The 25300-nt window shown below is 71.1% G+C and carries 22 protein-coding genes; 7 read left to right on the forward strand and 15 right to left on the reverse strand.

From position 1 onward, the window contains the following. On the reverse strand, positions 1-2504 hold a 2504-nt coding region (locus E2651_RS10520; RefSeq protein WP_135330793.1), incomplete at its 3' end, for a M14 family zinc carboxypeptidase. A gap of 113 nt (positions 2505-2617) precedes the next feature. On the opposite strand from E2651_RS10520, the gene E2651_RS10525 reads away from it, so the two are divergent. Next, positions 2618-3406 carry an EI24 domain-containing protein gene (locus E2651_RS10525; RefSeq protein ID WP_135330794.1) on the forward strand — a complete coding sequence of 263 codons (789 nt, stop codon included), beginning with the start codon at positions 2618-2620 and terminating at the stop codon, positions 3404-3406. On the opposite strand, the gene E2651_RS10530 is transcribed toward E2651_RS10525, so the two are convergent. From E2651_RS10530 to E2651_RS10540, 3 genes are all read right to left on the reverse strand, one after another. Next, entirely contained in the window at positions 3387-4652 is a 1266-nt protein-coding gene (locus tag E2651_RS10530; RefSeq protein ID WP_135330828.1) for a pyroglutamyl peptidase, read from the reverse strand. The two genes, E2651_RS10525 and E2651_RS10530, sit on opposite strands and share 20 nt — an antisense overlap. 132 nt (positions 4653-4784) lie before the next feature. Continuing rightward, a complete protein-coding gene (locus tag E2651_RS10535) occupies positions 4785-5705 on the reverse strand; it encodes an aminoglycoside phosphotransferase family protein (protein WP_135330795.1) in 921 nt (306 codons plus the stop codon). Between the two features lie 108 nt (positions 5706-5813). Then, positions 5814-7274, reverse strand: coding sequence for a VCBS repeat-containing protein (locus tag E2651_RS10540; protein ID WP_135330796.1), 1461 nt, complete (start codon positions 7272-7274; stop codon positions 5814-5816). A gap of 154 nt (positions 7275-7428) precedes the next feature. On the opposite strand from E2651_RS10540, the gene E2651_RS10545 reads away from it, so the two are divergent. Both E2651_RS10545 and E2651_RS44620 read left to right on the forward strand, forming a co-directional pair. Then, the gene (locus tag E2651_RS10545; RefSeq protein WP_135330797.1) at positions 7429-9897 is read left to right on the forward strand and encodes a glycoside hydrolase family 3 C-terminal domain-containing protein; all 2469 of its coding nucleotides are present in this window, start codon (positions 7429-7431) and stop codon (positions 9895-9897) included. 114 nt (positions 9898-10011) lie between these two features. Further along, a complete protein-coding gene (locus E2651_RS44620) occupies positions 10012-11016 on the forward strand; it encodes a hypothetical protein (RefSeq protein WP_135330798.1) in 1005 nt (334 codons plus the stop codon). Positions 11017-11024: 8 nt separating this feature from the next. On the opposite strand, the gene E2651_RS10555 is transcribed toward E2651_RS44620, so the two are convergent. Both E2651_RS10555 and E2651_RS10560 read right to left on the reverse strand, forming a co-directional pair. Further along, the gene (locus tag E2651_RS10555) at positions 11025-12011 is read right to left on the reverse strand and encodes an aldose epimerase family protein (protein ID WP_135330799.1); all 987 of its coding nucleotides are present in this window, start codon (positions 12009-12011) and stop codon (positions 11025-11027) included. Between the two features lie 30 nt (positions 12012-12041). Next, a complete protein-coding gene (locus E2651_RS10560; RefSeq protein WP_135330800.1) occupies positions 12042-12965 on the reverse strand; it encodes an SGNH/GDSL hydrolase family protein in 924 nt (307 codons plus the stop codon). A gap of 297 nt (positions 12966-13262) precedes the next feature. Here E2651_RS10560 and E2651_RS10565 point away from each other — a divergent pair, with 297 nt between their 5' ends. After that, positions 13263-13757: a DUF3145 domain-containing protein gene (locus E2651_RS10565; protein WP_135330801.1), complete on the forward strand. Its 495-nt coding sequence runs from the start codon at positions 13263-13265 to the stop codon at positions 13755-13757. A gap of 91 nt (positions 13758-13848) precedes the next feature. Here the strand turns inward: E2651_RS10565 and fabF are convergent, their stop codons facing one another. The 5 genes from fabF to fasR all read right to left on the reverse strand — a co-directional run bounded on the left by fabF (position 13849) and on the right by fasR (position 18742). Then, entirely contained in the window at positions 13849-15111 is a 1263-nt protein-coding gene (gene fabF / locus E2651_RS10570) for a beta-ketoacyl-ACP synthase II (RefSeq protein ID WP_135330802.1), read from the reverse strand. A gap of 70 nt (positions 15112-15181) precedes the next feature. After that, positions 15182-15430, reverse strand: coding sequence for an acyl carrier protein (locus E2651_RS10575; RefSeq protein WP_135330803.1), 249 nt, complete (start codon positions 15428-15430; stop codon positions 15182-15184). Between the two features lie 71 nt (positions 15431-15501). Next, on the reverse strand, positions 15502-16533 hold the full coding sequence (locus E2651_RS10580) for a ketoacyl-ACP synthase III (protein WP_135330804.1): 1032 nt from the start codon (positions 16531-16533) through the stop codon (positions 15502-15504). Positions 16534-16550: 17 nt separating this feature from the next. Beyond that, positions 16551-17513 carry an ACP S-malonyltransferase gene (locus E2651_RS10585; protein WP_135330805.1) on the reverse strand — a complete coding sequence of 321 codons (963 nt, stop codon included), beginning with the start codon at positions 17511-17513 and terminating at the stop codon, positions 16551-16553. A gap of 89 nt (positions 17514-17602) precedes the next feature. Further along, positions 17603-18742 (reverse strand): fatty acid biosynthesis transcriptional regulator FasR, encoded by a 1140-nt coding sequence (gene fasR, locus E2651_RS10590; RefSeq protein WP_135330829.1) that lies wholly within the window; start codon positions 18740-18742, stop codon positions 17603-17605. A gap of 184 nt (positions 18743-18926) precedes the next feature. Here fasR and E2651_RS10595 point away from each other — a divergent pair, with 184 nt between their 5' ends. After that, positions 18927-19589 (forward strand): pirin family protein, encoded by a 663-nt coding sequence (locus tag E2651_RS10595; RefSeq protein ID WP_135330806.1) that lies wholly within the window; start codon positions 18927-18929, stop codon positions 19587-19589. 179 nt (positions 19590-19768) lie between these two features. Here E2651_RS10595 and E2651_RS10600 read toward each other — a convergent pair whose 3' ends face one another. Both E2651_RS10600 and E2651_RS10605 read right to left on the reverse strand, forming a co-directional pair. Further along, entirely contained in the window at positions 19769-20584 is an 816-nt protein-coding gene (locus tag E2651_RS10600; protein ID WP_135330807.1) for a serine hydrolase domain-containing protein, read from the reverse strand. Positions 20585-20603: 19 nt separating this feature from the next. Then, positions 20604-21086: a GNAT family N-acetyltransferase gene (locus tag E2651_RS10605; protein ID WP_135330808.1), complete on the reverse strand. Its 483-nt coding sequence runs from the start codon at positions 21084-21086 to the stop codon at positions 20604-20606. A 112-nt stretch (positions 21087-21198) separates the two neighbouring features. Between E2651_RS10605 and E2651_RS10610 the strand changes: the two genes are divergently transcribed. Both E2651_RS10610 and E2651_RS10615 read left to right on the forward strand, forming a co-directional pair. Continuing rightward, positions 21199-21714, forward strand: coding sequence for a MerR family transcriptional regulator (locus E2651_RS10610; protein ID WP_245238727.1), 516 nt, complete (start codon positions 21199-21201; stop codon positions 21712-21714). Between the two features lie 5 nt (positions 21715-21719). Beyond that, on the forward strand, positions 21720-22742 hold the full coding sequence (locus E2651_RS10615) for an aldo/keto reductase (RefSeq protein ID WP_135330809.1): 1023 nt from the start codon (positions 21720-21722) through the stop codon (positions 22740-22742). 56 nt (positions 22743-22798) lie between these two features. Here E2651_RS10615 and E2651_RS10620 read toward each other — a convergent pair whose 3' ends face one another. Both E2651_RS10620 and E2651_RS10625 read right to left on the reverse strand, forming a co-directional pair. After that, positions 22799-24028, reverse strand: a complete 1230-nt coding sequence (locus E2651_RS10620) for an acyltransferase (protein ID WP_135330810.1) — start codon at positions 24026-24028, stop codon at positions 22799-22801. Then, entirely contained in the window at positions 24025-25254 is a 1230-nt protein-coding gene (locus tag E2651_RS10625; protein WP_135330811.1) for an alpha/beta hydrolase, read from the reverse strand. Before E2651_RS10625 ends, E2651_RS10620 begins: the two co-directional genes overlap by 4 nt. Positions 25255-25300: the final 46 nt, after the last annotated feature.

A 25300-nucleotide genomic window follows, 5' to 3' on the forward strand; every position in this document is an offset into this window, starting at 1 on the left:
GCCTTCCCCGCCGCATCCCCAGGACCACCCGCCCCGTCCACCGGCCGCCAATGCCCGGACAGCAGCGGATTCCCGTCCTCGTACGACTGCTCGACCCGCACCCCACTCCCCAACTCCGAGAACCACACAGGCGCGTACACGAACGAATGCGACGGCGCACCCCGGGTCAGCGGCCCGGAATTCACCACCCGCACCACACCATTCGCATCCCCGTTCCCGGAAACCGCCTTGGCGGCAAGCAACTTGGCGTCGGAGTTCAGCGCGGCACCCTCCGAACCGCGCCCGACGACCCCGCCGCCCCCGGCGAGGAACCCGTCGAGCCCCTCCCGCGCCTCCGCGTTCAACTCCCCATAGGAAAGCCCGGCCGAGACGAACAACGCGTCCACGCCACCCGACTTCTTCCAGTCGAAGCCCGCGTTCAGCACGGCGGTCGACACCGGCACCACATCGAAGTTCATCTCCCGCAGAGCGAAAAGCTCCCCCGGCGTCACGGCCGCCGCGACCCGCGTGGGCCGCACCACCGCGCCCGCCTTCGCCTTGGTCGCGTCGAACGCCACGTCGTACTTCTTCGCCGCGGCGACAGCGGCGCCCCGCGCCTTCGAAGAGAGGATCACGCTGCCGCCGTCATCGGCGGCCCTGCGCACCGAAACCCCGTGCCCCACCAGCCAGTTGAGCGCGGCAACCTCCCGCGCGTCGTCGAGTCGCAGCCGCAGATCCCCGCGCGGCGCGACGTACCCGACCCGCGAGGCCTCGTGAACGGTCCGGGCGGGTACGCCGTCGAGGCCGCCGCCCCGCACCGAGTCGACCGTGGCGCCCCACAGCCGCCCGAGGCTCCACCCGGAGATGTCGTACATCGTCGACACCTTGTCGCTGATGTCCCGGCCGTCGGCGAGCATCACATTGGCGATGCCCCGCTTCGGCTGACGCATGTCGATGACGTACGAACCCTTGTTGTACGAGGTCCCGTCGAGCCGGAAGTCGCGCGTCGCACGCTCGACCCGCACGTCGTTGTCCAGCAGGTGCCCCACCAGCCGCGAGGCCGCTGCCGCCGAGCGCTGACCACGCGACCCGGCCGGGATGACGTACGCGCGCGGGAAGTCCGTGGTGTACACGTCCTCCGGGCCGATGCCGGGAACCCCGGGCACGGTCTCCGGCGACACCGGCACCTGCGCGGCGCCCGTCGCGCCCCGCCGGAACGTCTCGATCTGGTCGGCGATCAGCGAAGTGCGGTGCTTTTGCGTGTAGTTGAGGGTGGCCGACATTGCCGCTCCCGCGATGTCCACGTTGATCGCGGACCGCCGCCGCAGCTCCGGCACGGGGAGGTCGTCGTACTCGTCGTTGTTGACCGTCATCGGGAACTCGATGGTGTGCGCGGCGACCGCGCCGTGGAACGGCATGTACTGCGGGGTGAAGATCGGCGGCCAGTCGTCCCAGCCCTCCTCCTGGTCACGGAAGGGGATGATCGCGGGCTCCACGCCGTCCTTCTCGGGGGTGTAGCCGAGGCCGTTGACCGCGGCTTCCATGCCGAGCGCGTTGGCGTAGGTGTTCTTCAGGAAGAGGTCGTACTCGTAGTTCTCGCCATGCGGCGGAGTCGTCGGCTCGATCAGCGTGCCGTTGACGTATCCGTGCAGGTCGATCATGACCGCGGGCTGTTTGTCGATGGCGATCTGCCGCATCGCGCGGGCCTCGGGCTGCGACGCCGTGATGAAGTCGCGGTTGAGGTCGAAGCCGTTGGCGTTGGCGCGAGTGCCCGCGATACGGCCGTCGGGGTTGGCCGTGACGTTGAAGTAGAGGCGGTTGTGGGCGAGGAGGTCCTTTGTCTTGCCGTCCTCGGCCTTCGCCAGCTTCTCCATGAGCTTGAGGGCGGCGTCCGTGCCCTCCCACTCGTTGCCGTGGATGTTGTTGTTGATGAAGACCGGCGTCTTGTACGAGGACTTGACCGCCGGATCCTTGGCCGCGGCCTCGGGCGCGTTCTCGATCAGGTCGCGCATCCGCTCCTGGCGGGCGCTCTCCTTGGCCGACTCGGGCGCGGTGACCGTCACCAGGTAGAGCTGGTGGCCGCCGGCCGAGCGGCCCGCGATCTCCACGCTCACGCGGTCGCCGATGCCCTGGATGCCGTTCAGCTTCGGGGCTATGGAGTGGTAGGGCGCAAGGCCCAGTCTTATCGACTTGTCGTCAGGGTTCGCGGGCGGTGGGGTCAGCTTCTGTTCGCGGGGATAGCCGCGGTTCCTGGTGTCGGTGAGGTCGGTTCCGCTTCCGTGCGCGTCGTCGAGCGCGCGGTCGGCCGCGGCCGCAGGGCCCTTGGCGGCCCGCTCGGTGCTGCTGAGCGGTGAGCCCTCGCGATGGATGTCGCGGCCCGGACTCGGGTCGGCGGTCGCGCTGCCCGGTGCGAGCGTGGTGAAGACGAGGGCGCCCGCGGCGGCGAGCGTGGTGAGCAGGACGGGTCTGGATGATCGGGACAGCCGGGATGGCCGGGATGGCCGGGATGGCCGGGATATGCCCATACGTACCTCCGGAATCGGATCGGTACGCGTGGTCTACCGTTTCAACCCCCGCACAACAAGAGGGCCTTGGGCCCCGCACGTCACTCCTGTGACCGGCGGATAAGGTGTGCGGCATGCGTGATCTAGGACGGGGCTTCGGCTACTTGATGAAGGGCCAGCGCTGGGTCGCCCAGCATGGCAAGCAGTATGGAGTCGGCCTGTTGCCCGGCCTGATCACCCTGCTTCTCTACGCGGGGGCGCTCGTCGCGCTCGCCCTGTGGGGCGCGGACTTCGTCGACTGGGCTACCCCCTTCGCTGACGACTGGTCGTCGCCGTGGGCCGGTCTGTTCCGCGGTTTCCTGACCGCGCTGCTCTTCGCTCTCGCGCTGCTCCTGTCGGTGCTCACCTTCACGGCGGTCACCCTCCTCATCGGCCAGCCCTTCTACGAGTCGCTCTCCGAGAAGGTCGACATCTCCGTCTCCGGGTACGCCCCCGAATCGGGACTGCCGCTCTGGCGCGAACTGCTGATCTCCGCGCGGGACAGCCTGCGCATCCTCGTGCGGGCGCTGGTCTGGGGCGTGCTGCTCTTCGCCCTCGGCTTCATCCCGGTCGTCGGCCAGACCGTGGTCCCGGTGATCGGCTTCTGCGTGACCGGCTTCTTCCTGGTCGAAGAGCTGACGGCGGTGGCACTGCAGCGGCGGGGCGTCGAACTCCGCGAGCGGCTCGCGCTGTTGCGCGGCCACAAGCAGCTGGCCTGGGGCTTCGGCACCCCGCTCGCTGTCGCCTTCCTGGTGCCGTTCGTCGCGGTGTTCCTGATGCCGGGTGCGGTCGCGGGGGCGACGCTGATGGCGCGGGAACTGATGGGCGAGGACACCGCTGCCGGGTCGGACGACCCGGACGACGCTACCGCCGGGCGTTCATAGCGGCCGTCAGGATCTGCCGTACCTGAGCGATGATGTCGAGCCGGTTGCGGACGAACTCGGGGTCGGTGATCTTCCCCGTCGCCGGGTCCGTGTTGCCGGCGCCGAACTGCAGGACCGGCGTGTGCACATGGCCTCCCGGCAGCCGGTCGTGCAGCCCGAGGCGGTCGCGGAGCAGCGTCGCCCGGTAGGCGATCTCGTTCGACAGGTAGTTCCCGCCGCCGCCCGCCCGCGCCGTCGAACCCTCGGTGGGCCCGTCGGGGCGGACCACGGGATCGGTGCCGCCCGCCGGGATCTCGGTCACCGAGGTGTTGTCGTACACGGGGAAGCGGCCGGTCTCCGCGCCCACGATCTCCTTGTACGGGAGGGTCGTCGACGTCCACTGGGGCTGTGTGGCCGGGTCGGCGACCGGGATCGTCTCCGTGCGGGCGAGGGTCTCGTTGTCGGGGAATCCGCCGCGCCAGGCCCCGTTGGTCCGCTCGATGTCGAAGCGGCCGACGCGGCCCTGGCTGATGGTGGTGAAGAGGTCGACGCGCGGCAGGTGCGCGCGCAGGGTGCGCTCGACCGTCCCCTCCTCGAAGTCCTGCCAGCGGACGGGGAAGACGGTGGTCTCGACGCGGGCGGGGCCGTCGGCGGTGTCGATGACGGTGCCGTCCAGGGCGAGCGCGGTGGCACCCGACGGGTTGCTGATGCGGACGTCCCGGTCGAGCGTGAAGGGGTCGAAGCCGGTGACGAGGATCCGCTTGACGCGCTGTCCCGCGGCGTCCTTCTCCGGCTTCTCGGGCTTCTTCGGCTTCTCCGGCTTCTCCGGCTTCTTCGGGTAGCGGATGGAGTCCTGGCCGCGTGAGCCGGCCTCCAACGCCCGTATGAGCCCGGTGTGCTGGTCCTTGCTCACACCGAAGCCGGTCGGCTCCCACTGCCGGAGCTCGCGGGTCATCCCGAGCCGCGCCCAGTACAGCGGCCGGTCGTCGTCCCGGCTCAGATCACCGGTGGCCGGGCCCCGCCCCTGTGCCCGGTCGACGGCACGCTTCCACAGCGCGGTGCCCTGACGTACGACGATGCGCTCGGCCTCGCCGTACGACTGCGCACGGTCGAGGGAACGGGCGAACTCAGGCGCCACGGCGTCGAATCCGCTGCGGCGCAGGATCTCTTGCGGGGCGGCACGGTCGAGCCGCTGCTCCTCGACCGGGGGCGTCGCGGTAGTTGTGGTGGTCGCCGCCGCCGTGGGCGCGGTGGCGGCGGCGAGCAGGAGGGCGGTGCCGACCGCGGTGAGCCGGGGGAGTGCGGGGCCCTTGGGGAGGTGGGGAGGCTTGAGTGACACGGGAGTCCTTCCGTGGCCGGTGAGGGTGGAGGCAGTATTCCGGCAGGAAAGGCGCCGCGGCTACAGCTTCTCGGGCTTCTCGGGCTTCTCGGCGGCGTGATCCGCCAGGACCTCCTCGATGACGTGACGTGCGTTCCGCGCGATCGTCTCGTTCCTCGTCCGGTAGTACGGCAGCTCGATGAGCGCGATCGACAGGGCCCAGCCGCGCCCCCGCGCCCAGGTCGCGTCGCCGACGTCCAGAGCGGCGCGGAACTCCTTGCGCGCCTCGCCCGTCAGCAGGCTCCACGCCGTGATCAGGTCGACGGCCGGTTCGCCGAGGCCCATGCAGCCGAAGTCGATGACGGCGCTGAGGCGTCCGCCCGTGGTGAGCAGATTCCCCGGCTGCAGGTCGGCGTGGACCCAGACGGGCGGGCCTGCCCACTCGGGGGCCCGCAGGGCGGTGTCCCAGGCGTCGGCCGCCGCGCCGGTGTCGATGAGGCCGTCCAGTTGAGCGATGGCGTCGCGGGTCTCCGGGTCGCGCGGGGCGAGCGGACCGGGGCGGTACGCGGTGGGCAGGCCGGTGGGTTCGACCTGGTGCAGCGCGGTCACGAACCGCGCCAAGTCCGCCGCGAGCAGCCCCGGTTCGGCGACACCGCCGATGACCGGATTCGCCCCGTCGAGCCACCGGTAGACGTACCAGGGCCAGGGATAGCCCTCCCCGGGCTCGCCCTTGCCCAGCGGCGCGGGAACGGCGAAGGGCAAGCGCGGGGCGAGGCGCGGCAGATGCTCGACCTCGGTCCGTACGTCGTCGACGCCTCCCGCGACGCGGGGGAGCCGCACGGCCATGTTGTCGCCGAGGCGGTAGATGGCGTTGACGGTGCCGTTCGAGTCGACGGGCGTGACGTCGAGCGAGGCCCACCGCGGGAACTGCGCGGCGAGCAGCCGCCGTACGAGCGCCGCGTCGATGTCGGCTTCGTCGGCGCGCATCTTGGCCGGGGGCATGGCGTGACCTTCGGGAGAGGCGGGACGTGTGGAGGAAGGTTCGGTGGAAGGTTCGGTGGAAGGGCCGGTGGAAGGGCCGGTGGAAGGGTCAGTGGAAAGCGCGACGGCTCACCCCGAGGCGATCTGCCCCGCGGTGAAGGTGAGCCCCTCGGTCCCGGCGTCGCCGCGGCTGATCCACCAGCGGGCCGGGACGGTCTTGCGGGACCAGGTCAGGACGAGCTCGGCGGACGCGCCGCCGAAGGCGCCCGCCGTGAAGATGCCGATCCGGCGGTCGAAGGGCTTCAGCGTCTTCCCGGCGTACCGCTTCGGTCCGCTGACGCGCACGCTGTGCCGGTCGGTGCCCGACAGGCCGCCGTCGCGCCCGTGCAGGACGACGACGCCCTTCAGGTCCTTGGCGAGGATCGCCTCCAGGTCCGTGCCGTACTTGGTGATCAGCTCGTCCTTGCCGTCGCCGTTCAGATCGGCCGCGGCCAACTGAAGTCCGAGCGCCTCCGATCCCGGGACGGTCTTGGTCACCGGCGCCGCGTATCGCTCACGGGAGCCGTACGCGACGACGATCGGGGCGAGATCGTGCGGAGTGGCGGCGCCGTCCACGGCCTCGTTGTTGCGGCTGCCGCTGTCCCCGACGGCGATGTCACCCCGGCCGTCCCCGTCGAAGTCGCCGAGCGCGGTGGCGCCGCCCAGGGGCAACCGGTGCTCGGCGGCCGGGAAGCGGCCTCCGGCGTCGCCGCCGAGCAGCAGCACCGCGGCGGTCTGCTCGCCGTCGCCGGACGGCTGGACGACCAGATCGGTCGCCGCGTCGCCGTTCACGTCACCGGCGGTGAGCTCGCCTATGTCGTCGTGGCAGCAGTCGCTCCCGGCCACCCGCGACGGCACCCGCCAGTCGGTCGACGTACGGGCCGCGCCGCCGTCCCGCGTGAAGGGGCCGTACCGCAGTTCGAGGCGGTCGTCCCGGGTGAGGGCGAGATCGGTGTGGCCGTCGCCGTCGAAGTCACCCGGCTGTCCTGTGAGGGAATCCGGCGCGGCCGCGGTGGCCAGCGGGGTCGGGTCGGCGTCGGGGTCGGGTCCTTCGGGGCCGCCCCAGACGATGTACTGCCCGGCGGTCGGCTCCGGATCCGATGCGCCGGGTGTCGCCGGATCGTCGACCACCTCGCTGAACAGGCCGACCAGGTCCGCGAATCCGTCCCCGTCGAGATCGCCCGTCCGGACGGAGATCCCGTAGGGCGAGAACCGGGAGCCGGGTCCCGGAACGGCCGTACGCGCGGCGGGGTCGAGCCCGTCACCCGAGCCGTAGACCACCGTCAGGCCGCTCTTCTTCCCGTGCGTCACCCGGAGCACCAGGTCGCCGTACCCGTCGCCGTTGACGTCCGAGGCCAGCTTGCCGCCCTTGCCGCCCTTGCCGCGGGGCACGTCCGCCGTCGCGGGCTTCCATGCGGGCAGCGAGAACTCCCGCTTCCCCGGCTTCGGCCGCGCGGCGTCCTCGGAGCGCTCATCGCCTGCCGCGCAGGCCGTCGCGATGAGCCCACAGGAGAGGAGTACGGCGGAGGCACGGAGCGCACGTCGGGTCATGGGCCTCACCTCACACCGGGTGACCGGGGCGGCACCAGGGAATGATCACCTTCGTGCCGGGACCGTTATGGCGTACGGCGATCACCTCCCACAGGTAGCCGGTGCAGGATGGGCAGGGATCGTCCGGAACGGACTTCAACGAGGAGGTACCGCCATGGCGGGAACCCGGGGCCCCGGAGTCACCCGTGCCGACCAGGCGCGCGAGGCGGCCGTCGAGACCGCGCTCGGCACGCTGGATCTGGACGCCAAGGCCCGGCTGCTCGGCGGCCGTGACATGTGGTCGCTGCACGCGCTGCCCGAGATCGGCCTGAAGTCCCTCGTGATGTCCGACGGCCCGATCGGCGTGCGCGGCACCCGCTGGACCGCCGACGACCCGTCCATCGCGCTGCCGTCCCCCACCGCGCTCGCCGCCACCTGGGATCCGGAACTCGCCCGCGGGGCCGGTGCGCTGCTCGCCCAGGAGGCCCGCCGCAAGGGCGTCCACGTCCTCCTCGCGCCGACCGTCAACCTGCACCGCTCACCGCTCGGCGGCCGCCACTTCGAGGCGTACAGCGAAGATCCGTATCTGACCGGCGTCATCGGCACCGGCTATGTGCAGGGGGTGCAGTCCGGCGGCGTCGGCACCACCGTCAAGCACTTCGTCGCGAACGACGCCGAGACCGACCGCTTCACCGTGGACAACCTGATCTCCCGACGTGCCTTGCGCGAGCTGTACTTGGCCCCCTTCGAGGCGATCGTCACCAACGCCCACCCCTGGGGCATCATGACCGCGTACAACCAGGTCAACGGCTCGACGATGACCGAGCACCGCTACCTGGTCAACGAAGTCCTGCGCGGCGAATGGGGCTTCGACGGCTGCAACGTCTCCGACTGGATGGCCGCCCGCTCCACCACCGGCGCCATCGACGGCGGCCTCGACGTCGCCATGCCGGGACCCCGGACCGTGTACGGCGACGCGCTCGCCGAGGCCGTCCGCGCGGGCCGCGTCAAGGAGTCGACGGTCGACGACGCCGTCCGTAACGTCCTGCTCCTGGCCGCCCGCGTCGGCGCCCTCGAAGGCGCCGAGCCCGTGGTCACCGACCTCCCCGCCGAGATCGACGGCGAGGCCCTCGCCCGCGAGATCGCCCGCCGCGCCTTCGTCCTCGTACGCAACGAGAACGGCGCGCTGCCCCTGGCGCGCACCGCGTCCGTCGCCCTCATCGGCGCCGCCGCACGCGACGCCCGCGTCCTGGGCGGCGGCTCCGCGACCGTCTTCCCCGCGCGGGTCGTCTCGCCGCTCGACGGTCTGACCGCGGCGCTCGGGTCCGACGCGGTGACGTACGCCGTCGGCGCCGACCCGAGCGACGAACTCGCCCCCGCCGACAAGGGGTTCGAGCTGCACGCCATCTGCCGGGACGCGGACGGCAACGTCCTGGGCGAGGGCAGCCTCCCCACCGGACAGGTCCAGTGGATCGGCGACGACCTGCCCGACGGCGTCACCCACGAGACGATGGCGAGCATCGAGGTGGTCGGCACGTTCACGCCCCGCGAGAGCGGCGAGCACTCCTTCGGCACGCGGGGGCTCGGTGCCTTCAAGCTCAGCGTCGCCGGTGAAGTCGTCTTCGACGGGGCCCAGTTGACGGACTCCGAGACCGACCCCTTCGAGGCGTTCTTCGGCTCACCGGTCGAGCGCGCCAAGGTGAACCTGTCGGCGGGCGAGACGGTCGAGGTCTCCCTCCACCACCACCTCGACAAGGGGTACGCCCCGCCCCTGCCCGGCGTCGTGTTCTCCTTCGTCCACCTCGGGCCGCGGCGCGACCCCGACGAGCTGATCGCCGAGGCGGCCGAGGCCGCTCGGGGCGCCGACGCGGCGGTCGTGGTCGTCGCCACCACCGAGCGGGTCGAGTCCGAGGGCTTCGACCGGCAGGATCTGCGGCTCCCGGGCCGCCAGGACGACCTGGTGCGGGCGGTGGCCGCGGCGAACCCGCGGACGGTCGTGGTCGTCAACTCCGGTTCCCCGGTGGAGCTTCTGTGGCGCGACGAGGTCGCGGCGGTCCTCCTGGGCTGGTTCCCCGGCCAGGAGGGCGGCGCGGCGCTCGCGGACGTCCTCACCGGCGCGCAGGAGCCGGGCGGCCGCCTCCCCACGACGTGGGGCACGTACGCGGACGCCCCGGTCACCCGGGTGACCCCGATCGACGGCGAACTCCCTTACTCCGAGGGCGTGTTCATCGGCTACCGCGCCTGGGACCGTGACCTTGAGGAGCATGCGGCCGCGACCCCCTCCTACGCCTTCGGCCACGGCCTCGGCTACACGGACTGGACGTACGAGTCGCTCACCGTGGAGGGCACGACGGCCACCGTCCGCGTCCGCAACTCCGGCAGGCGCGCGGGCCGCGAGGTCGTCCAGGTCTATCTCGCACCGGCCGCGCACGACAGCGACCGCCCGGTCCGCCGGCTCGCCGGGTTCGCGGGCGTCGAGGCCGCGCCCGGCGAGAGCGTGGAGGTGCGGGTCGACATCCCGCGCCGCGCCTTCGAGATCTGGGACGAGGCCGCCGACTCCTGGGCGTACCAAGGCGGTTCGTACGAAGTGCAGGCGGGCCGCTCGATCGCCGACCGCCGCCTGAGCGAGTTGATCGTCGTGTGACGGTTCGGCGGTGGATCGGTGCGGGCCCCGGGACGGTACCCCCGGGGCCCGTGCCGTGCGCGGCGGTTGTGGCAGACTCGCGGGCCGACAACAGCACGTTCGGGGGAGAACCACATGTACCCAGGTCAGCAGGGTCAGCCGTACCCAGGTCAGCAGGGTCAGCCGTACCCGCCTCAGCCTTACCCGCCGCAGCAGGGTCAGCCTTACCCGCCGCAGCAGGGTCAGCCCTATCCGCCGCAGCAGGGCCAGCCGTACCCGCCTCAGCAGGGCCAGCCATACCCGCCGCAGCAGCAATATCAGCAGTTCCCGCCGCAGCAGCAGTACCAGCAGCACCCGCCCCAACAGCAGTACCCCCAACAGCAGTACCAGCAGTTCCCGCCGCAGCAGCAATACCAGCAGCACCCGCCCCACCAGGGCCAACAAGCCGTGGGCGACGGCATGATGGCGCCCGCGCCCGGTCTCAGCCCCGAGCAGCGCGACCTGGTCCTGCGCATCCAGAACACCACCAAGGTGTTCGTGCTCGGGCTCTTCGTCGGCATCCCGCTCACCTTCGGCGGCGCCCACTTCGGCATCACCGAGAAGCCGCTGGGCTTCGCGGCCATCCCCGTCGGCATCGTCGGCTTCGTCGTCGGCGTCATCTCGTTCCTCAAGATGAACGCCATGAAGCGGCAGCTCCGTTCGATCACCGAGGACGCCTGGCGCTCCCCGGTCGCCCATCTCCAGAGCGCCCGCAAGGCGGCCACGCTCGCGGCGTATCTCAACGGCCTGCTCGCCCTGCTCTCGCTGGCCGCCGCCGTGTTCCTGCTCGTCGCGGGCGCCGGCTGGGGCGCGTACGGCAACTCGTTCGGCTTCGGCGCCCTGATGCTCGGCGCGGCCATCCCGCTCGGCCAGGCACTCGCGGCCGCGTCCACCATCCCGCAGCTCCTGCGGGTGATCCCGGCGGGAGCCAGGGTCGGCCAGTCGCTCTACTCGGTGCTGCTGCTCCTCGGCATCACCGTCACGTTCCGCGGCGGCGGCTGGGACACCAAGGCCATCGCGGCGGTCTTCACGCTGATCTGCCTGGGCGCGGTGACGCTGCTCGCCAAGGCGGGCAGGACGATGCGCGGCGAGAGCGGCTGAGAAGCCGCTCAGCGCACCGAGAACCCGTACACCGTCTCCGACTCGTACACCCCACCCGGCCGCAGCACCGTGCTCGGGAACTCCGGCCGGTTGGGGGAGTCGGGGAAGTGCTGTGTCTCCAGGGCGATCCCGTCCCCCGGCGCGAACGGCAGCCCCTCGTCGAAGTGGTCCGCCGTGTACAGCTGAAGGCCCGGCGCCGTCGTCGCCACGGTCAGCACACGCCCGGACGCCGGATCGCTCAGCTCCGCCGCCTCGACCGGCTCCGTGGTGACCCCCTTGTCCAGCACGTAGTTGTGGTCGAACCCGGCCCCGGCCTTCCGCGCCGCCCGGAAGTCGAACCGCGTCCCGTCGACCTCCTCGTACGCCCCCGTGGGAATCTGCGCCCCGTCCGTCGGCGTGATGCGCGCCGCCGCGATCCGCACCTCGTGCCCGCCCGCGCCACCGCTGCCGACCCCGGCCAGATTCCAGTACGTGTGGTTGGTGAGGTTCACGACCGTCGCCGCGTCCGTCGTCGCGCGGTAGGCGATCCGCAGCCCGCCCGCCTCGTCCAGCGCGTACGTCACCGAGACCGCGAGCCGCCCGGGATACCCCTCCTCGCCGTCCGGACTCACCCGCGAGAGCCGCACCCCGTGCTCGACCTCCGCCGCCTCCCACACCCGCTTGTCGAAACCGGCCGCACCGCCGTGCAGGGCGTTGGACCCGTTGTTCCGCGCCAGTCGATACGTACGCCCGTCGAGTCCGAAGGACCCCCCGGCGATCCGGTTCGCGTACCGGCCCACCAGCGCACCGAGATACGGCCCGGGACGATCGAGGTATCCCTGAAGGTCGTCGAACCCGAGCGCCACCGGCCCGCGCCGCCCCGAACGGTCCGGAACTTCCGCCGACTGGATGATCCCGCCGTACGTCAGGACACGTACCCGCACCCCGCCCCTTTCCAGGGTCCAGCGATGGACGGGCGTGCCGTCGGGGAGCGCCCCGAAGAGTTCACTGCGCATGATCGCGACCCTACGCCGGGCCGCGCCGCGTCACCCGGCGGGATCCTCGGCCGGATCCTTGGCCTTCACCTGCCGGTAGGCCAGCTCCGCGAGCCGCGACTGCCCGTCCTTGCTGGGGTGGAACCAGTCCCAGTGGCTCAACTGGTCGCCGTCGAAGCGGTAGTCGAAGACCGCCCCGCCGTCGTACCGGCAGCGCAGATCCTTCGCGCACACGTCCTTGAGCACGTCGTTGTACGCGACCACGCGGTCCTGCACCGAGGCGCGGCGCTGCGTCGCCCTCGCGTCCACCGCGTCCGGATCCGCCAGCATCGAGGAGCAGATGCCCAGCTTCCACACCTGCTTGCCCAGCGGGTTGGTGCGCCCCTGGGACCAGAGCCGCTTCAGATCCGGCACGGAAGTGACGTACACCTGCGTCTTGGGCAGCTCGCGCCGCAGCGTACGCATCGCGTCCTCGAAGTCGGCGCGGAACTCGGAGACCGGCGTCATGGCCTCCGCCGACGTGCGGCAGGCGTCGTTCGCGCCCGCCATCACGGTGATCAGCTCGGGGCGCTGGGCCGCGGCCTCCTCGATCTGCCCGGACACGTCCGCCATCCGGGCGCCCGTCTTCGCGTGGTTCCAGCTGTTCCCGGCGGCCCCTTCCTTCCCGAGCAGGCGTGTCGCCAGGCTCTGGACCTCGGAATCCGTGCCGGTCGCCCAGGAGACCTCGGGGCAGTCGGAGAGCACCGAGCAGGCGTCGAAGCCGCGGGTGATGGAGTCGCCGACCGCGGCGAGGGAGCGCGGGGTCGAGTCCCAGGTGGGGGTCGGCTTCGGCTTCGGCTTTTTGTGCGCCGACGGGCCGTTCGGGGCGGGCGACGCGCCGCCCTGGGCGTCGCACGCGGTCAGGGCGGTGGCGCCGAGAAGAACCGCCGTCGCGGTGGCGACGGCGGCACGTGAGCGGTGCCTTCGGTTCCGCATCCCCCGGGTCCCCTCTGTCGTCGGCTCTCTCGTCGGCCTACGCGAACTGAGCGATATGGCGCCCCGTCGAGTGAATGGTGGGTGATTCCTGGCTTTGGGACCGACGGTACGTCACACTCCTTGCGCCGCCGCACGGTAGCCTCGCCACCCAGTGGCACCCTGTTCTCGCGGTTCCGCTAAATTACATCACGTCACATCTGTCCCGTTTTCGGGATTTTCTCGAATTCAGGGAACAACGCTCGGCACGGGCGCGAGGCCGCTGGGGAAGGCGAACCTCGACCCACACTGGAGGTCCCGGTGACGACACGTGGAGTTCTGTACGTGCACTCCGCGCCCCGCGCGCTGTGTCCGCACGTCGAATGGGCAGTCGCGGGCGTGCTCGGCGCGCGCGTCAACCTCGACTGGATCCGGCAGCCCGCGGCGCCCGGCAGCTGGAGATCCGAGTTCTCCTGGCGGGGCTCGGTGGGCACCGCGTCCAAACTGGCGTCCGCGCTGCGCGGCTGGGATCTGCTGCGCTTCGAGGTCACGTCCGAGCCGTGTGCCACGGCCGAGGGCGAGCGCTACAGCGCCACACCCGAGCTCGGCATCTTCCACGCCGTCACCGGCATCCACGGCGACATCCTGATCCCGGAGGACCGCCTGCGCGCCGCCCTGGCCCGCTCCCAGCAGGGCGAGAGCGACCTGGCGGCCGAACTCGCCAAGCTCCTCGGCAAACCCTGGGACGACGAGCTCGAGCCCTTCCGGTACGCGGGCGAGGGCGCGCCGGTGCGCTGGCTGCACCAGGTGGTCTGACCTGCGCAGGGTCGTCTGACGTACACGTGAAGGGGCCCCCACCGAGTGGTGGGGGCCCCTTCCGTTACGTATGCGTACGGCTGACTGCTGCTCAGACGGTCCGGAACGCCAGGACGACGTTGTGGCCGCCGAAGCCGAACGAGTCGTTCAGCGCCGCGATCCGGCCCTCGGGCAGCGTGCGCGGCTCGTCGCGGACGATGTCCGCATCGACCTCGGGGTCGAGGTTCTCGATGTTGATCGTCGGCGGGGCGACGCGGTTCGTCAGCGCGAGGACCGTGGCCACGGTCTCCACGCCGCCGGCGCCACCGAGCAGGTGACCGGTCATCGACTTCGTGCTGGTGATCGCCATGTGGTCGACGTCGTCGCCGAAGGCCTTGCGCAGCGCCTTGATCTCGGCGACATCGCCCTGCGGCGTCGAGGTCGCGTGCGCGTTCACGTGCATGATCTCGGCGGGCTTCAGGTCGGTGTTGTCGACCAGGTTCTGCAGCGCCGCCGCGATGCCGTTGCCGGACGGCTCGGGCTGCGTGATGTGGTGGGCGTCGGCCGAGATGCCCTGGCCGATCGCCTCGACGTAGATCCGCGCGCCGCGGGCCTTGGCGTGCTCCTCGGACTCGAGGACGATCACGCCGGCGCCCTCGCCGAGCACGAAGCCGTTGCGGTCGGCGTCGTAGGGGCGCGAGGCGCCCGCCGGGTCGTCGTTGTTCTTGGACATCGCCATCATGTTGCCGAACGCGACGATCGGCAGCGGGTGGATCGCCGCCTCCGTGCCGCCCGCGACGACGACGTCGGCACGGCCGGTGCGGATCATCTCGATCGCGTAGCCGATGGCCTCAGCGCCCGAGGCGCAGGCCGACACGGGGGTGTGGACACCCGCGTGGGCGCCCAGCTCGATGCCGACGTTGGCCGACGGGGAGTTGGGCATCAGCATCGGCACGGTGTGCGGGGAGACGCGGCGTACGCCCTTCTCCTTGAGCACGTCGTACTGGTCGAGCAGGGTGGTCACGCCGCCGATGCCGGAGGCGATGACCGCGCCGAGACGGTCGGGGTCGACGCTCTTGTCCTCGCCGGCCCTGTCGGTGTAGCCGGCGTCCGCCCAGGCCTCCTTGGCCGCGATCAGCGCGAACTGCGCCGAGCGGTCCAGCTTCCTGGCCTGCGGACGGGGGATGATCTCGCTCGGCTCGACGGCGATCTGGCCGGCGATGCGGACCGGCAGCTCGGCCGCCCAGTCCTGCTCGAGCAGTCTCACACCCGAACGGCCCGCGAGCAGACCTTCCCAGGTCGAAGCTGCGTCGCCACCCAGCGGTGTGGTTGCGCCGATACCGGTGACGACCACGGTGCGATTGGTCGAGTTCACAGGAAATTTCTCCACGGTGTTGAGGGGATCAGCGGCGCCACCGCCGGGTGGCGACAGCAGTGCGGCCTGATCAGGCCTGGTGCTTGAGGATGTACTTGGTCGCGTCGCCGACCGACTTGAGGTTCTTGACGTCGTCGTCCGGGATCTTGACGTCGAAGCGCTCTTCGGCGGCGACGACGACCTCGACCATGGACAGCGAGTCGACGTCCAGGTCGTCGGTGAAGGACTTGTCCGTCTGGACGTCCTCGACCGGGATGCCGGCGATCTCGTTCACGATCTCGGCGAGACCGGCGATGATCTCTTCCTGGGTGGCGGCCATGTGGCGCTCCTTCTTACGTATCCAGAGGGTGTGACGGCTTCGGTAGGGATCGGATGATCCTTACGTGATGCCTAGGGGAGGGTAACGACCGTGGCGGCGTACACGAGACCCGCCCCGAAGCCGATGACGAGCGCGGTGTCGCCGCTCTTCGCCGCGCCGGTCGCCAGAAGCCGCTCCATCGCGAGCGGAATCGAGGCGGCCGACGTATTACCGGTGGTCTCCACGTCACGGGCGACCGTGACGTGCTCCGGCAGTTTCAGTGTCTTCACCATCGAGTCGATGATCCGCATGTTGGCCTGGTGCGGGATGAAGACGTCCAGGTCGTCCGGGCTCAGGCCGGCGGCGTCCAGCGCCTCCTTGGCGACCTTCGCCATCTCGAACACGGCCCAGCGGAAGACCGCCTGGCCCTCCTGCGTGATGGCAGGGAACTTGATGTTGCCCGCGCTGTCGAGCGGCAGCTTCGAGACATCGCCGACGTGCAACTCGTTCCACGGCACGGTCTGCTTGATGGTCTCGGACTTGTCGCCCTCGCTGCCCCAGATGGTGGGGCCCATCTTCGGTTCCTGGGACGGGCCCACGATCACGGCGCCCGCGCCGTCACCGAACAGGAAGGCCGTCGCGCGGTCCTCGAGGTCGGTGAGGTCGCTCAGCCGCTCCACGCCGATGACGAGGACGTACTCGGCGGAGCCCTCGACGACCATGCCCTTGGCGAGGGTGAGGCCGTAGCCGAAGCCCGCGCAGCCCGCGGAGATGTCGAACGCGGCGGGCTTGCCCGCGCCGATCTTGTCCGCGATCTCGGTGGCGATGGCCGGGGTCTGCTGGAAGTGCGAGACGGTCGCGACGATCACGCCGCCGATCTGCTCGGGCGTGATGCCCGCGTCGGCGATCGCCTTGCCCGAGGCCTCGATGGACATCGCGGCCACGGTCTCCTCGTCGGAGGCCCAGTGGCGCGTCGCGATGCCGGAGCGGGAGCGGATCCACTCGTCGGAGGAGTCGATCGTCTCGAGGATCACCTCGTTGGGCACGACACGCGTGGGCCGGTAGCCGCCGACGCCCATGATGCGCGCGTAAGGGGCGCCCTTACTGGGCTTGATCTTCGACATGCTGTCCAAGCTCCTTCTCAGGCACCCGCCGCGTCGGCGGCGGATGCGGTGTCGGCGGATGCGGTGTCGGCGATCAGCGCGGATGCGGCGTCGAGGTCGTCCGGGGTCTTCAGGGCCACCGTCCGCACGCCCGGCAGGGCCCGCTTGGCGATCCCGGTCAGCGTGCCGCCGGGGCACAGCTCGATCATCCCCGTGGCGCCGAGCTCCTTGAACGTCTCCATGCACAGGTCCCAGCGGACCGGGTTGGCGACCTGGCCCACAAGCCGGGACACCACGTCGGAGCCGGAAGCCACGGTCTTGCCGTCACGGTTGGAGACGTACGTCAGCTTCGGGTCGTCGATGTCGAGGGCCTTGGCGGCCTCCTCGAGCGTGGCGACGGCGGGAGCCATGTGGTGCGTGTGGAACGCGCCCGCGACCTTCAACGGAACGACGCGGCGGACACCCTCGGGCTTGTCCTCGGCGAGCGCGGTGAGCTGCTCGGCGGTGCCCGCGGCGACGATCTGGCCCGCGCCGTTCACGTTCGCCGGTGTCAGGCCGAGCTTCTCCAGGTGCGCGACGGTGACGTCGGGGTCGCCGCCGAGCAGCGCCGCCATGCCGGTCTCCGTGATCGCGGCGGCGTCGGCCATGGCGAGCCCGCGCTTGCGTACGAGGCGGAGCGCGTCGTCATCGGTGAGCACACCGGCGTACGCGGCCGCGGTGATCTCGCCGACGCTGTGTCCCGCGACCGCGCCGGGCTTGTTCGCCACGAGCGCGTCGCCGAGCGCCTCGGCGGCGAGCAGACCGGCGGCCACAAGCAGCGGCTGGGCCACGGCGGTGTCGCGGATCGCGTCCGCGTCGGCCTGCGTGCCGTAGTGGGCGAGGTCGAGCCCGATGGCGTCCGACCACGCCGCGAGGCGGTCGGCCGCGCCGGGGAGGTCGAGCCAGGGGGTCAGGAAGCCGGGCGTCTGAGCGCCTTGGCCGGGAGCGACGAGTACGAGCACTCTCACACTCTCTCTTGTGGACGGTGGGAGCCGCCCGTGGGGACAGGGACCAAGAACGGCTGGGGGAATTGTAGGGGCTCGACAAAACGCTACGGTTGGAGATCTCCGTCGGCCAGACGCCCCAGGATCAGCGCGATGCGCAGCGTGAATGCGGAGCGTACGTCGGAGGGTGACCAGCCGGTGACGTCAGTCACACGTCGGAGCCGGTAGCGCACGGTGTTGGGGTGAACGAAGAGCATCCGGGCGGCCCCCTCGAGGCTGCTCGCCTGTTCCAGGTAGACGCTCAGCGTCTCCAGGAGCGCGGAGCCCGCCTCCTCCAGCGGTCTGTAGATCTCCTCCACCAATTGCTCGCGCGCGGCGGGATCGCTGGCGATCGCGCGCTCCGGCAGGAGATCGTCCGCGAGAACGGGCCTCGGGGCGTCCTGCCAGGCGGCGCACGCCTTGAGCCCGGCGGCCGCCGCCTGTGCGGAACGGGTGGCCGCGAGCAGGTCGGGGACGATCGGCCCGGCGACCACGGGGCCTGCCGCGTACGGACCGATCAGACCCTTCGCGACGTGCAGCGGGTTGTCGCTGCCGCCCGCGATGACGACCAGGCGGTCGCCGAGCACGCCGGTCAGGACCTGCAGTTTGGCGTGCCGGGCGGCGCGGCGGATGGCCTCGACGGTGAGCTCGCTGTCGCCGTCGGGCGCGGTGCCCAGGACGACACAGACATGCTCGGGTGAGTTCCAGCCGAGCGCGGCGGCCCTGCTGACCGCGCCTTCGTCGGCCTCCCCGGAGAGGACGGCGTTCACGACGAGCGACTCGAGCCGGGCGTCCCAGGCACCGCGTGCCTCGGCGGCCTGCGCGTAGACCTGCGCGGTGGCGAAGGCGATCTCGCGGGCGTAGACGAGCAGCGCCTCGCGGAGGATGGATTCATCTCCCGGGGCCGCGATCTCGTCGACCGCGGACTCCATCACCTCGATCGTCGTACGCACCATCTCGACGGTCTGGCGCAGGGTGATCGCCCTGGTCAGCTCGCGCGGGGCGGTGCCGAAGACGTCGGTGGAGATGGCCTGGGGGGCGTCGGGATGCCGGAACCACTCGGTGAAGGCGGCGATGCCGGCCTGCGCCACCAGGCCGATCCAGGAGCGGTTCTCCGGTGGCATGGCCCGGTACCAGGACAGCGTCTCGTCCATGCGCGCGATGGCCTGCGCGGCGAGGCTGCCGGATGACTGCTCGAGGCGCTTCAGCGTGGCTGAGTGCGCGTGGGCCTTCCGGTGCGCGTCCTGACGCGCGGCTTCCTCATGGCGCGCTGCTTCCTCGTGGGCTGCCTGATGGGCGTCCTGGCGGGCTTCGTTCGCAGAGGGTTCGGGCACGGGGACAAGACTGCCTTATCGGGACGGGGACGTGCGGTGCCGGGTCTAACGTGGGGGTGTGATTGATGTACGGCGCTCCGGCGATCGGTACCGCGGCGGGGAGCCCGGCACCGGTATCGAGACCTTCCACGCCTTCTCCTTCGGGCCGCACTACGACCCCGACAACCTCCGCTTCGGCGCGATCCTGGCCTGCAACGAAGAGCGGCTCGCGCCCGGCGCGGGCTTCGAGGAGCACCCGCACAGCCACACGGAGATCGTGACGTGGGTGGCCCAGGGCGAGCTCACCCACCGCGACTCCACGGGCCACGAGTCGGTGGTCCGCGCGGGCGACGTCCAGCGCCTCAGCGCGGGCGGCGGCGTACGCCATGTGGAACGCAACGACGGAGCGGATCCCCTGGTCTTCGTCCAGATGTGGCTCTCCCCCCTCGCGCCGGGAGGCGACCCGTCCTACGAGGTGGTCCACGGCATCGCGGACTCCACCCCCTACGCGGTCCCCGCAGCGGGAGCCCTCCTCCACGTCCGCCGCCTGTCCCCGGAGGAACGCACGGCGATACCGGCGGCACCTTTCGTGTACGTCCACGTGGTGCACGGCGAAGTCCGCCTGGGCGGTGCGGAATTGCGGGAGGGTGACGCGGTGCGGATGACGGGGGAGGACCCCTTGGAGGCCTCGGCCATGTCTCCGACGGGGGCGGAGCTGTTGGTGTGGGAGATGACGAGGTGAGAGCGGGGGGTGAGGGGGTGGTCTCGGCCCCTGATTACTGCCGCTAGGGCCTGTCCGATGGGTCAGGCCGGCCTTCGCGCCGGGTGCCGATTGATCAGGGCCGAGCGGGCCCTGGTGCGTGCCAGGGGTCGCGATCCCGGCAGGACCCATCGGACAGGCCCTAGTCCGATCCCCCCGGCTTACAGCTCGGAGAGCACCGCGTCTGTGAACGCGGGCCACACCTCGACCGCCCACGGCCCGAACGGCCGATCCGTCAGGGCGACACACGCCGCCCCCGCATCGGGGTCGACCCACAGAAACGTCCCGGCCTGACCGAAGTGCCCGAACGTCCGAGGCGAAGAAGAACTCCCCGTCCAGTGCGGCGACTTGGAGTCCCGGATCTCGAATCCGAGCCCCCAGTCATTGGGATTCTGATGCCCGTACCCCGGCAGCACGCCCTTCAGTCCCGGATACGCCACGGACATCGCCTCAGCCACAGTCCGCGGATCCAGCAACCGGGGAACCTGCACCTCTGCCGCGAACTTCACCAGGTCATCCACGGTGGACACCCCGTCCTTTGCGGGCGAGGCACCCCCCTCGAGCGAGGTCGCCGTCATCCCCAGCGGCTCGAGCACCGCCTGCCGCAGATACTCCCCGAAGGGAATCTCCGTAGCCTTGGCGATGTGATCCCCAAGCACCTCGAACCCCGAGTTCGAGTACAGCCGCCGGGTCCCGGCAGGCGCCGTCACCCGGTGCTCGTCGAAGGCGAGGCCGCTGGTGTGCGCGAGCAGATGCCGCACGGTCGACCCCTCGGGCCCGGCGGGCTCGTCGAGCTCGATCGCCCCCTCCTCGTACGCCACCAGCGCCGCGTACGCCGCGATCGGCTTGGTGACCGAGGCGAGCGCGAACCGGTGCCCCGTGGGCCCATGGACCCCTGCGATCGTGCCGTCCGCACGGACGACGGCGGCGGCAGCGGTGGGTACCGGCCAGTTCTCGATCAACGCCAGGCTCTGCATGCGTACGAGCGTAAGGGCCCTAGAGGCTCAGCCGCATCGAGGGGTCCGGCTTGCGCACGAAGCCGAGCGAGGCATACAGCGGCTCCGCCTCCGCCGACGCGTTGAGATCGACACTGACCGCACCCCGCTCACGGAACCAGTCGAGCAGCGTCTCCATACAAGCCCGCGCATACCCACGGCGCCGCTGCCCGGGATCGGTGGCGACACTGAACACATAGCCGACGACCCCGTGCGGATTCCCCGCCCGCCCGATGCGGTAGTCCAGCGTCCCCACGACCAGGGCCGCCAGCTTCCCCGGCCGGCCGGGGAAGTCGAGGACGAACGCCGCGAACTCCCCGTCCGGATCGGCCAGTCTTGCCCGTACCGTGGGCACGGACTCGGCATGCCAACTGGTGTCGGACTCGCCCCCGGCACGGGCGGCGAAGACCGAATCGATCATCACCTGCCGCAACCTGATCAGCTCTTCGGCATCCTCTGGCATCGCACGGCGAACAACACTCATGATCGGCACCGTAGTCACCACGCGACGGGATTTCCCGCGGTTTGTTTCCGTCACATCTTTCCTCCCGGATCTGCTTGCTTGGAGTGCACTCCAAGGTTCTAGCGTGGTGGTCATGACGGTGATGGAGACCGAGACCGCCCCCGCGCAGGGCCTGACCCCCGCGCAGGGCCTGGCCGACGCACAGGGCCTGACCGACACGAAGGCCGACGCCTGCGCCTCGGCGCCCACCGCCCACCCGCGCCCGGACGGGCAGGACCACTACACGATCAGCGAGGTCGTCGCCTTCATCGGCCTGACCGCGCACACCCTGCGCTGGTACGAGCGAATCGGCCTGATGCCCCACATCGACCGCTCCCACACGGGCCAGCGCCGCTACCGCAACCGCGACCTCGACTGGCTCACCTTCGTCGGCAAGCTCCGCCTGACCGGCATGCCGGTGGCCGACATGGTCCGCTACGCCGAGCTGGTCCGCGAAGGCGACCACACCTTCACCGAGCGCCACGAACTCCTCGAACAGACGCGCCGCGACGTCCGCACGCGCATCGCGGAACTCCAGGACACGCTCGCCGTACTCGACTACAAGATCAACTTCTACTCGGACGCCCGACAGGCGCCGGAGAGGCACTGAACCTGATGACCGCACAGACAGGCCAGATCGCGAAGGTCCAGCTCGGGACGGACGGCCCCGAGGTCGGCGTCCAGGGACTCGGCTGCATGGGCATGAGCTTCGCGTACGGCCCCACCGACGCCGACGAGGCCCAGGCCACCCTGGAACGCGCCCTGGACCTGGGCGTCACCCTCTACGACACCGCCGACGCCTACGCCACCGGCGAGAACGAGCAGTTCCTCTCTCCCTTCTTCAAGGCACATCGCGACGAGGTCGTCATCGCGACCAAGTTCTCCCTGGCCGTGGACCCGGACGACCCGACGAAGCGGATCATCAACAACGACCCCGCGTACATCCGTTCCTGCGTCGACGCGAGCCTGCGACGCCTCGGCGTGGACACCATCGACCTCTACTACATGCACCGCCGCGACCCGAACGTACCGATCGAGGAGACCGTCGGCGTGATGGCCGAACTCGTCGCCGCGGGCAAGGTCAAGCACCTCGGCCTCAGCGAGGTCACCGGCCCCGAACTCCGCGCCGCCCACGCCGTCCACCCCATCGCCGCCCTGCAGTCGGAGTGGTCGCTCTTCAGCCGGGACATCGAGCGGGGTGTCGTCCCCGCCGCCACCGAACTCGGCGTCGGCCTCGTCCCCTACTCGCCGCTAGGCCGGGGCTTCCTCACCGGCTCGTTCGTCAGCGCCGACAAGGAGCTCGGCCAGGACGACTTCCGCCGTCAGCAGCCCCGCTTCACGGGCGACAACGCCGCCGCCAACTCGGCACTCCTCGAACCGGTGCGCACCGTCGCCGACGCCCACGGCGTGACCCTCGGCCAGATAGCCCTCGCCTGGGTCCAACAGCAGGCCCAGGCCCACGGACTGACCGTCGTCCCCATCCCCGGCACCCGCAAGCGCACCCGGGTCGAGGAGAACACCGCGGCCACCCGCATCGAGCTCACCCCCGCCGAACTCGACCTCCTCGCCCCCATCGCCGCCAAGGTCGCGGGCGACCGCTACACCGACATGACGTTCACCTCGGCCGGCCGGGAGTAGCCGCCAGGGGACGCCTCGGCCTGCCCGGGTCGTCCCCGCCCGCCGTCCCGAGGCGCTCACGCCAACCCCAGGGCGAAGACCGCGAACCCGGCCGCCAGCAGCCCGGCGAGGGCCTGACGCCCGCGCGTCGCCCGCTTCCAGGGAGCTTCGAAGCCGCGCGTACGGCTGCCTATCAGCACCAGCAGGGCCCCGAAGACCGGAAGCCAGGCGATCCGGGCGGCTATCCAGCCCAGGGTGTCCGGTGCCGCGGTCAGCCCCGGCACTGTGCCCCCGAGGAACGAACCGGGTACGGCCGCGGCGAGCAGTGCCGTCTGGTGCCAGCACAGGATCGTCATCGCCGACAGGTTGGTGACGACGACCGGTGCCCACAGCGCCGGCCTGTGCAGCAGCCTGCCGATCCGCTCGCGCAGCAGGATCGCCGCGCCGCTCTGCGCGGCCGCGAGCGCCAGGACCAGCAGCGACGGCGGATGCGAATTCGTCCGGGCCTCGCCCGGCACGCCGACCATCGACGCCGGATAGTGGAACGCGAGCAGCAAGGCGGCGAACAGAGCCGTGCCGCCGATCAGGAGCAGCCACGCGCCGCGCCTACCCAGCCTCTTCTCGCCCCAGCTGACGCCCAGTTGATAGGCGAACATCCAGCCGGGCAGCAGATTCAACAAGCTCAGCCAGGGCGGCATGGCGTCCCCGACCGGCCCGTAGCGCAGGAAGTCGACGACGGCGACCGAGCCGAGAAGCGGCGCCGCGGCCCAGGCCCCGAGCCGCTCGGCCGCTCGGATGCACCACGGGGTGAGCGCGGTGATCACCGCATAGATGCCGACGAACCACAGCGGCTGTATGACCAGCGTGGACCCCGTGCGCAGAGTCGTCCCCGGCACTCCCAGCGCGTACAACACCGGGATCAGCGCGGCCCATACGGCCGTCACCCCGAGGACCGGGCGCCCGAGGCGTGCCACCCGCCCGCGGAGCCATCGCCCTGTCGACTCGCCGCGCGCCACCGCGCGGCGGTACGACAGAGCGGAGGCATATCCGCCGACCAGGAAGAAGATGCCCAGCATTTGCAGCACCCAGCTCAGCGGTGCGAAGAATCCGAACGTGGCCAGGGGGCTGGCATTGTGCAGTGCGCCTCCCGTATCGAGGGTGAAGCCGCCGAGCAGCCAGTGCCCGGTCGGCACGGCGAGCAGGGCGAGCGCACGCAGCCCGTCTATGGCCCGGTCACGATGGGCGGGCGTCTTGGCGTCGATCGCCGCCGCGGTCCCGCGCAACTTTGCCAGGGGCGTGAGGCTCATGACCGCTCTCCGATGGGACGGGCGCCGGCGGAGGACTCGCTTCCGTCGATGCCGTTCTTGCCCGGTGCGGTGCCGGAAGGGGTCTGTGCGATGGCGGCGAAGGCCTGCAGCGAATCCGTCCCGGGCGCGAAGTAGCCGGTGTGCCCCTCGGCCCGTTCCGCGGGAACGCGTCGGGCGCCGAAGCCCGGGCCTGCCGGGTCCGTGCCGTGGCCGAGGCCGAACAGCTCGACGTTCGGCACGTCGCCGATCCAGTCGCTGTCGTCGCGGGCGGCCCAGACGCGGGCGGTGGTGTGCAGATCGGCGACGCTGTCGGCACGCATTCCGGGGGAGCCGAGCACCACCAGGTCGGACGCCGGCAGTTTCGGAGCCGCGAGGCCGCACACCACCGAGCCGTAGCTGTGGCAGAACACGGCGGGCCGTGGGGCACCCGATGCCGTCAGGCCCTGCACGAATCGCGCGAGGCGGGGAGCTCCCGCTTCCGCGAGCCGTCCCGTCGCCGCGTCGGGGCCGAGACCGACCGGTGTGGTGTACCCGACCCAGGCCACCACGGCCGTGCGGTCACCCGCCGCCGCGTGCAGCGAGCGTGCCATCCCTGCCGGTGTGCCGTATTTGTCGCTCGTGCGGTCGAAGGTGCTCAGGTCGATGTCGGAGCCCGGCACGATGACCGACACCCGGTCGGCGATCGCCAAGTCGCCGTACACCTCGGCGATTTGACCTCTGCCGCGAGGGTCGAAGGCGAGTATCCGCCGACCGGGATCCAGCAGCTCTTCGTACCGAGCGACCAGGGACCGGGCCCGCTCGTGATCCTGCCGTGTGAGGTCCGGATCGTTCGCGCGGGCCCGCTCGCGGTCGCGCTCGGCCTTCAGGGAGAGGGAGTTGGCCTCGTACCGCAGTGAGATCGGGGCGCCGTCCAGATTGCCGACGACCGACGGGTGCCGCTCGGCCAGCTCACGCTGCCGGGCGTCGCTCAACGAGCCGAAGAACGCGTCCACTCGGGCGGGGGACGCGGTCGCAGGATCCGGCAGCCGTACCCCCTGCGTATGGTCCGCGCGCCAGGCTTGTGTGCCCGGCGGTGGGCCGGTGATCGGCTGCTCTTCATTGCCGACGGCCCAGCCCGTCGTGCCGGCCACGACCGTCGTCGTGAGAGCCGCGGCGATCAGGGTCCGCTTGCTGCGGTCCTTCCAGTTGCCGCGATACCTGCGAGATTCCCGAGAACGAAGGCGCATGGCCCGTCTCCCTCCCCAATTCGTTGCACGCTCTGGCGTGACGAGG

Source organism: Streptomyces sp. MZ04, assembly GCF_004684775.1.
Lineage (GTDB): Bacteria > Actinomycetota > Actinomycetes > Streptomycetales > Streptomycetaceae > Streptomyces.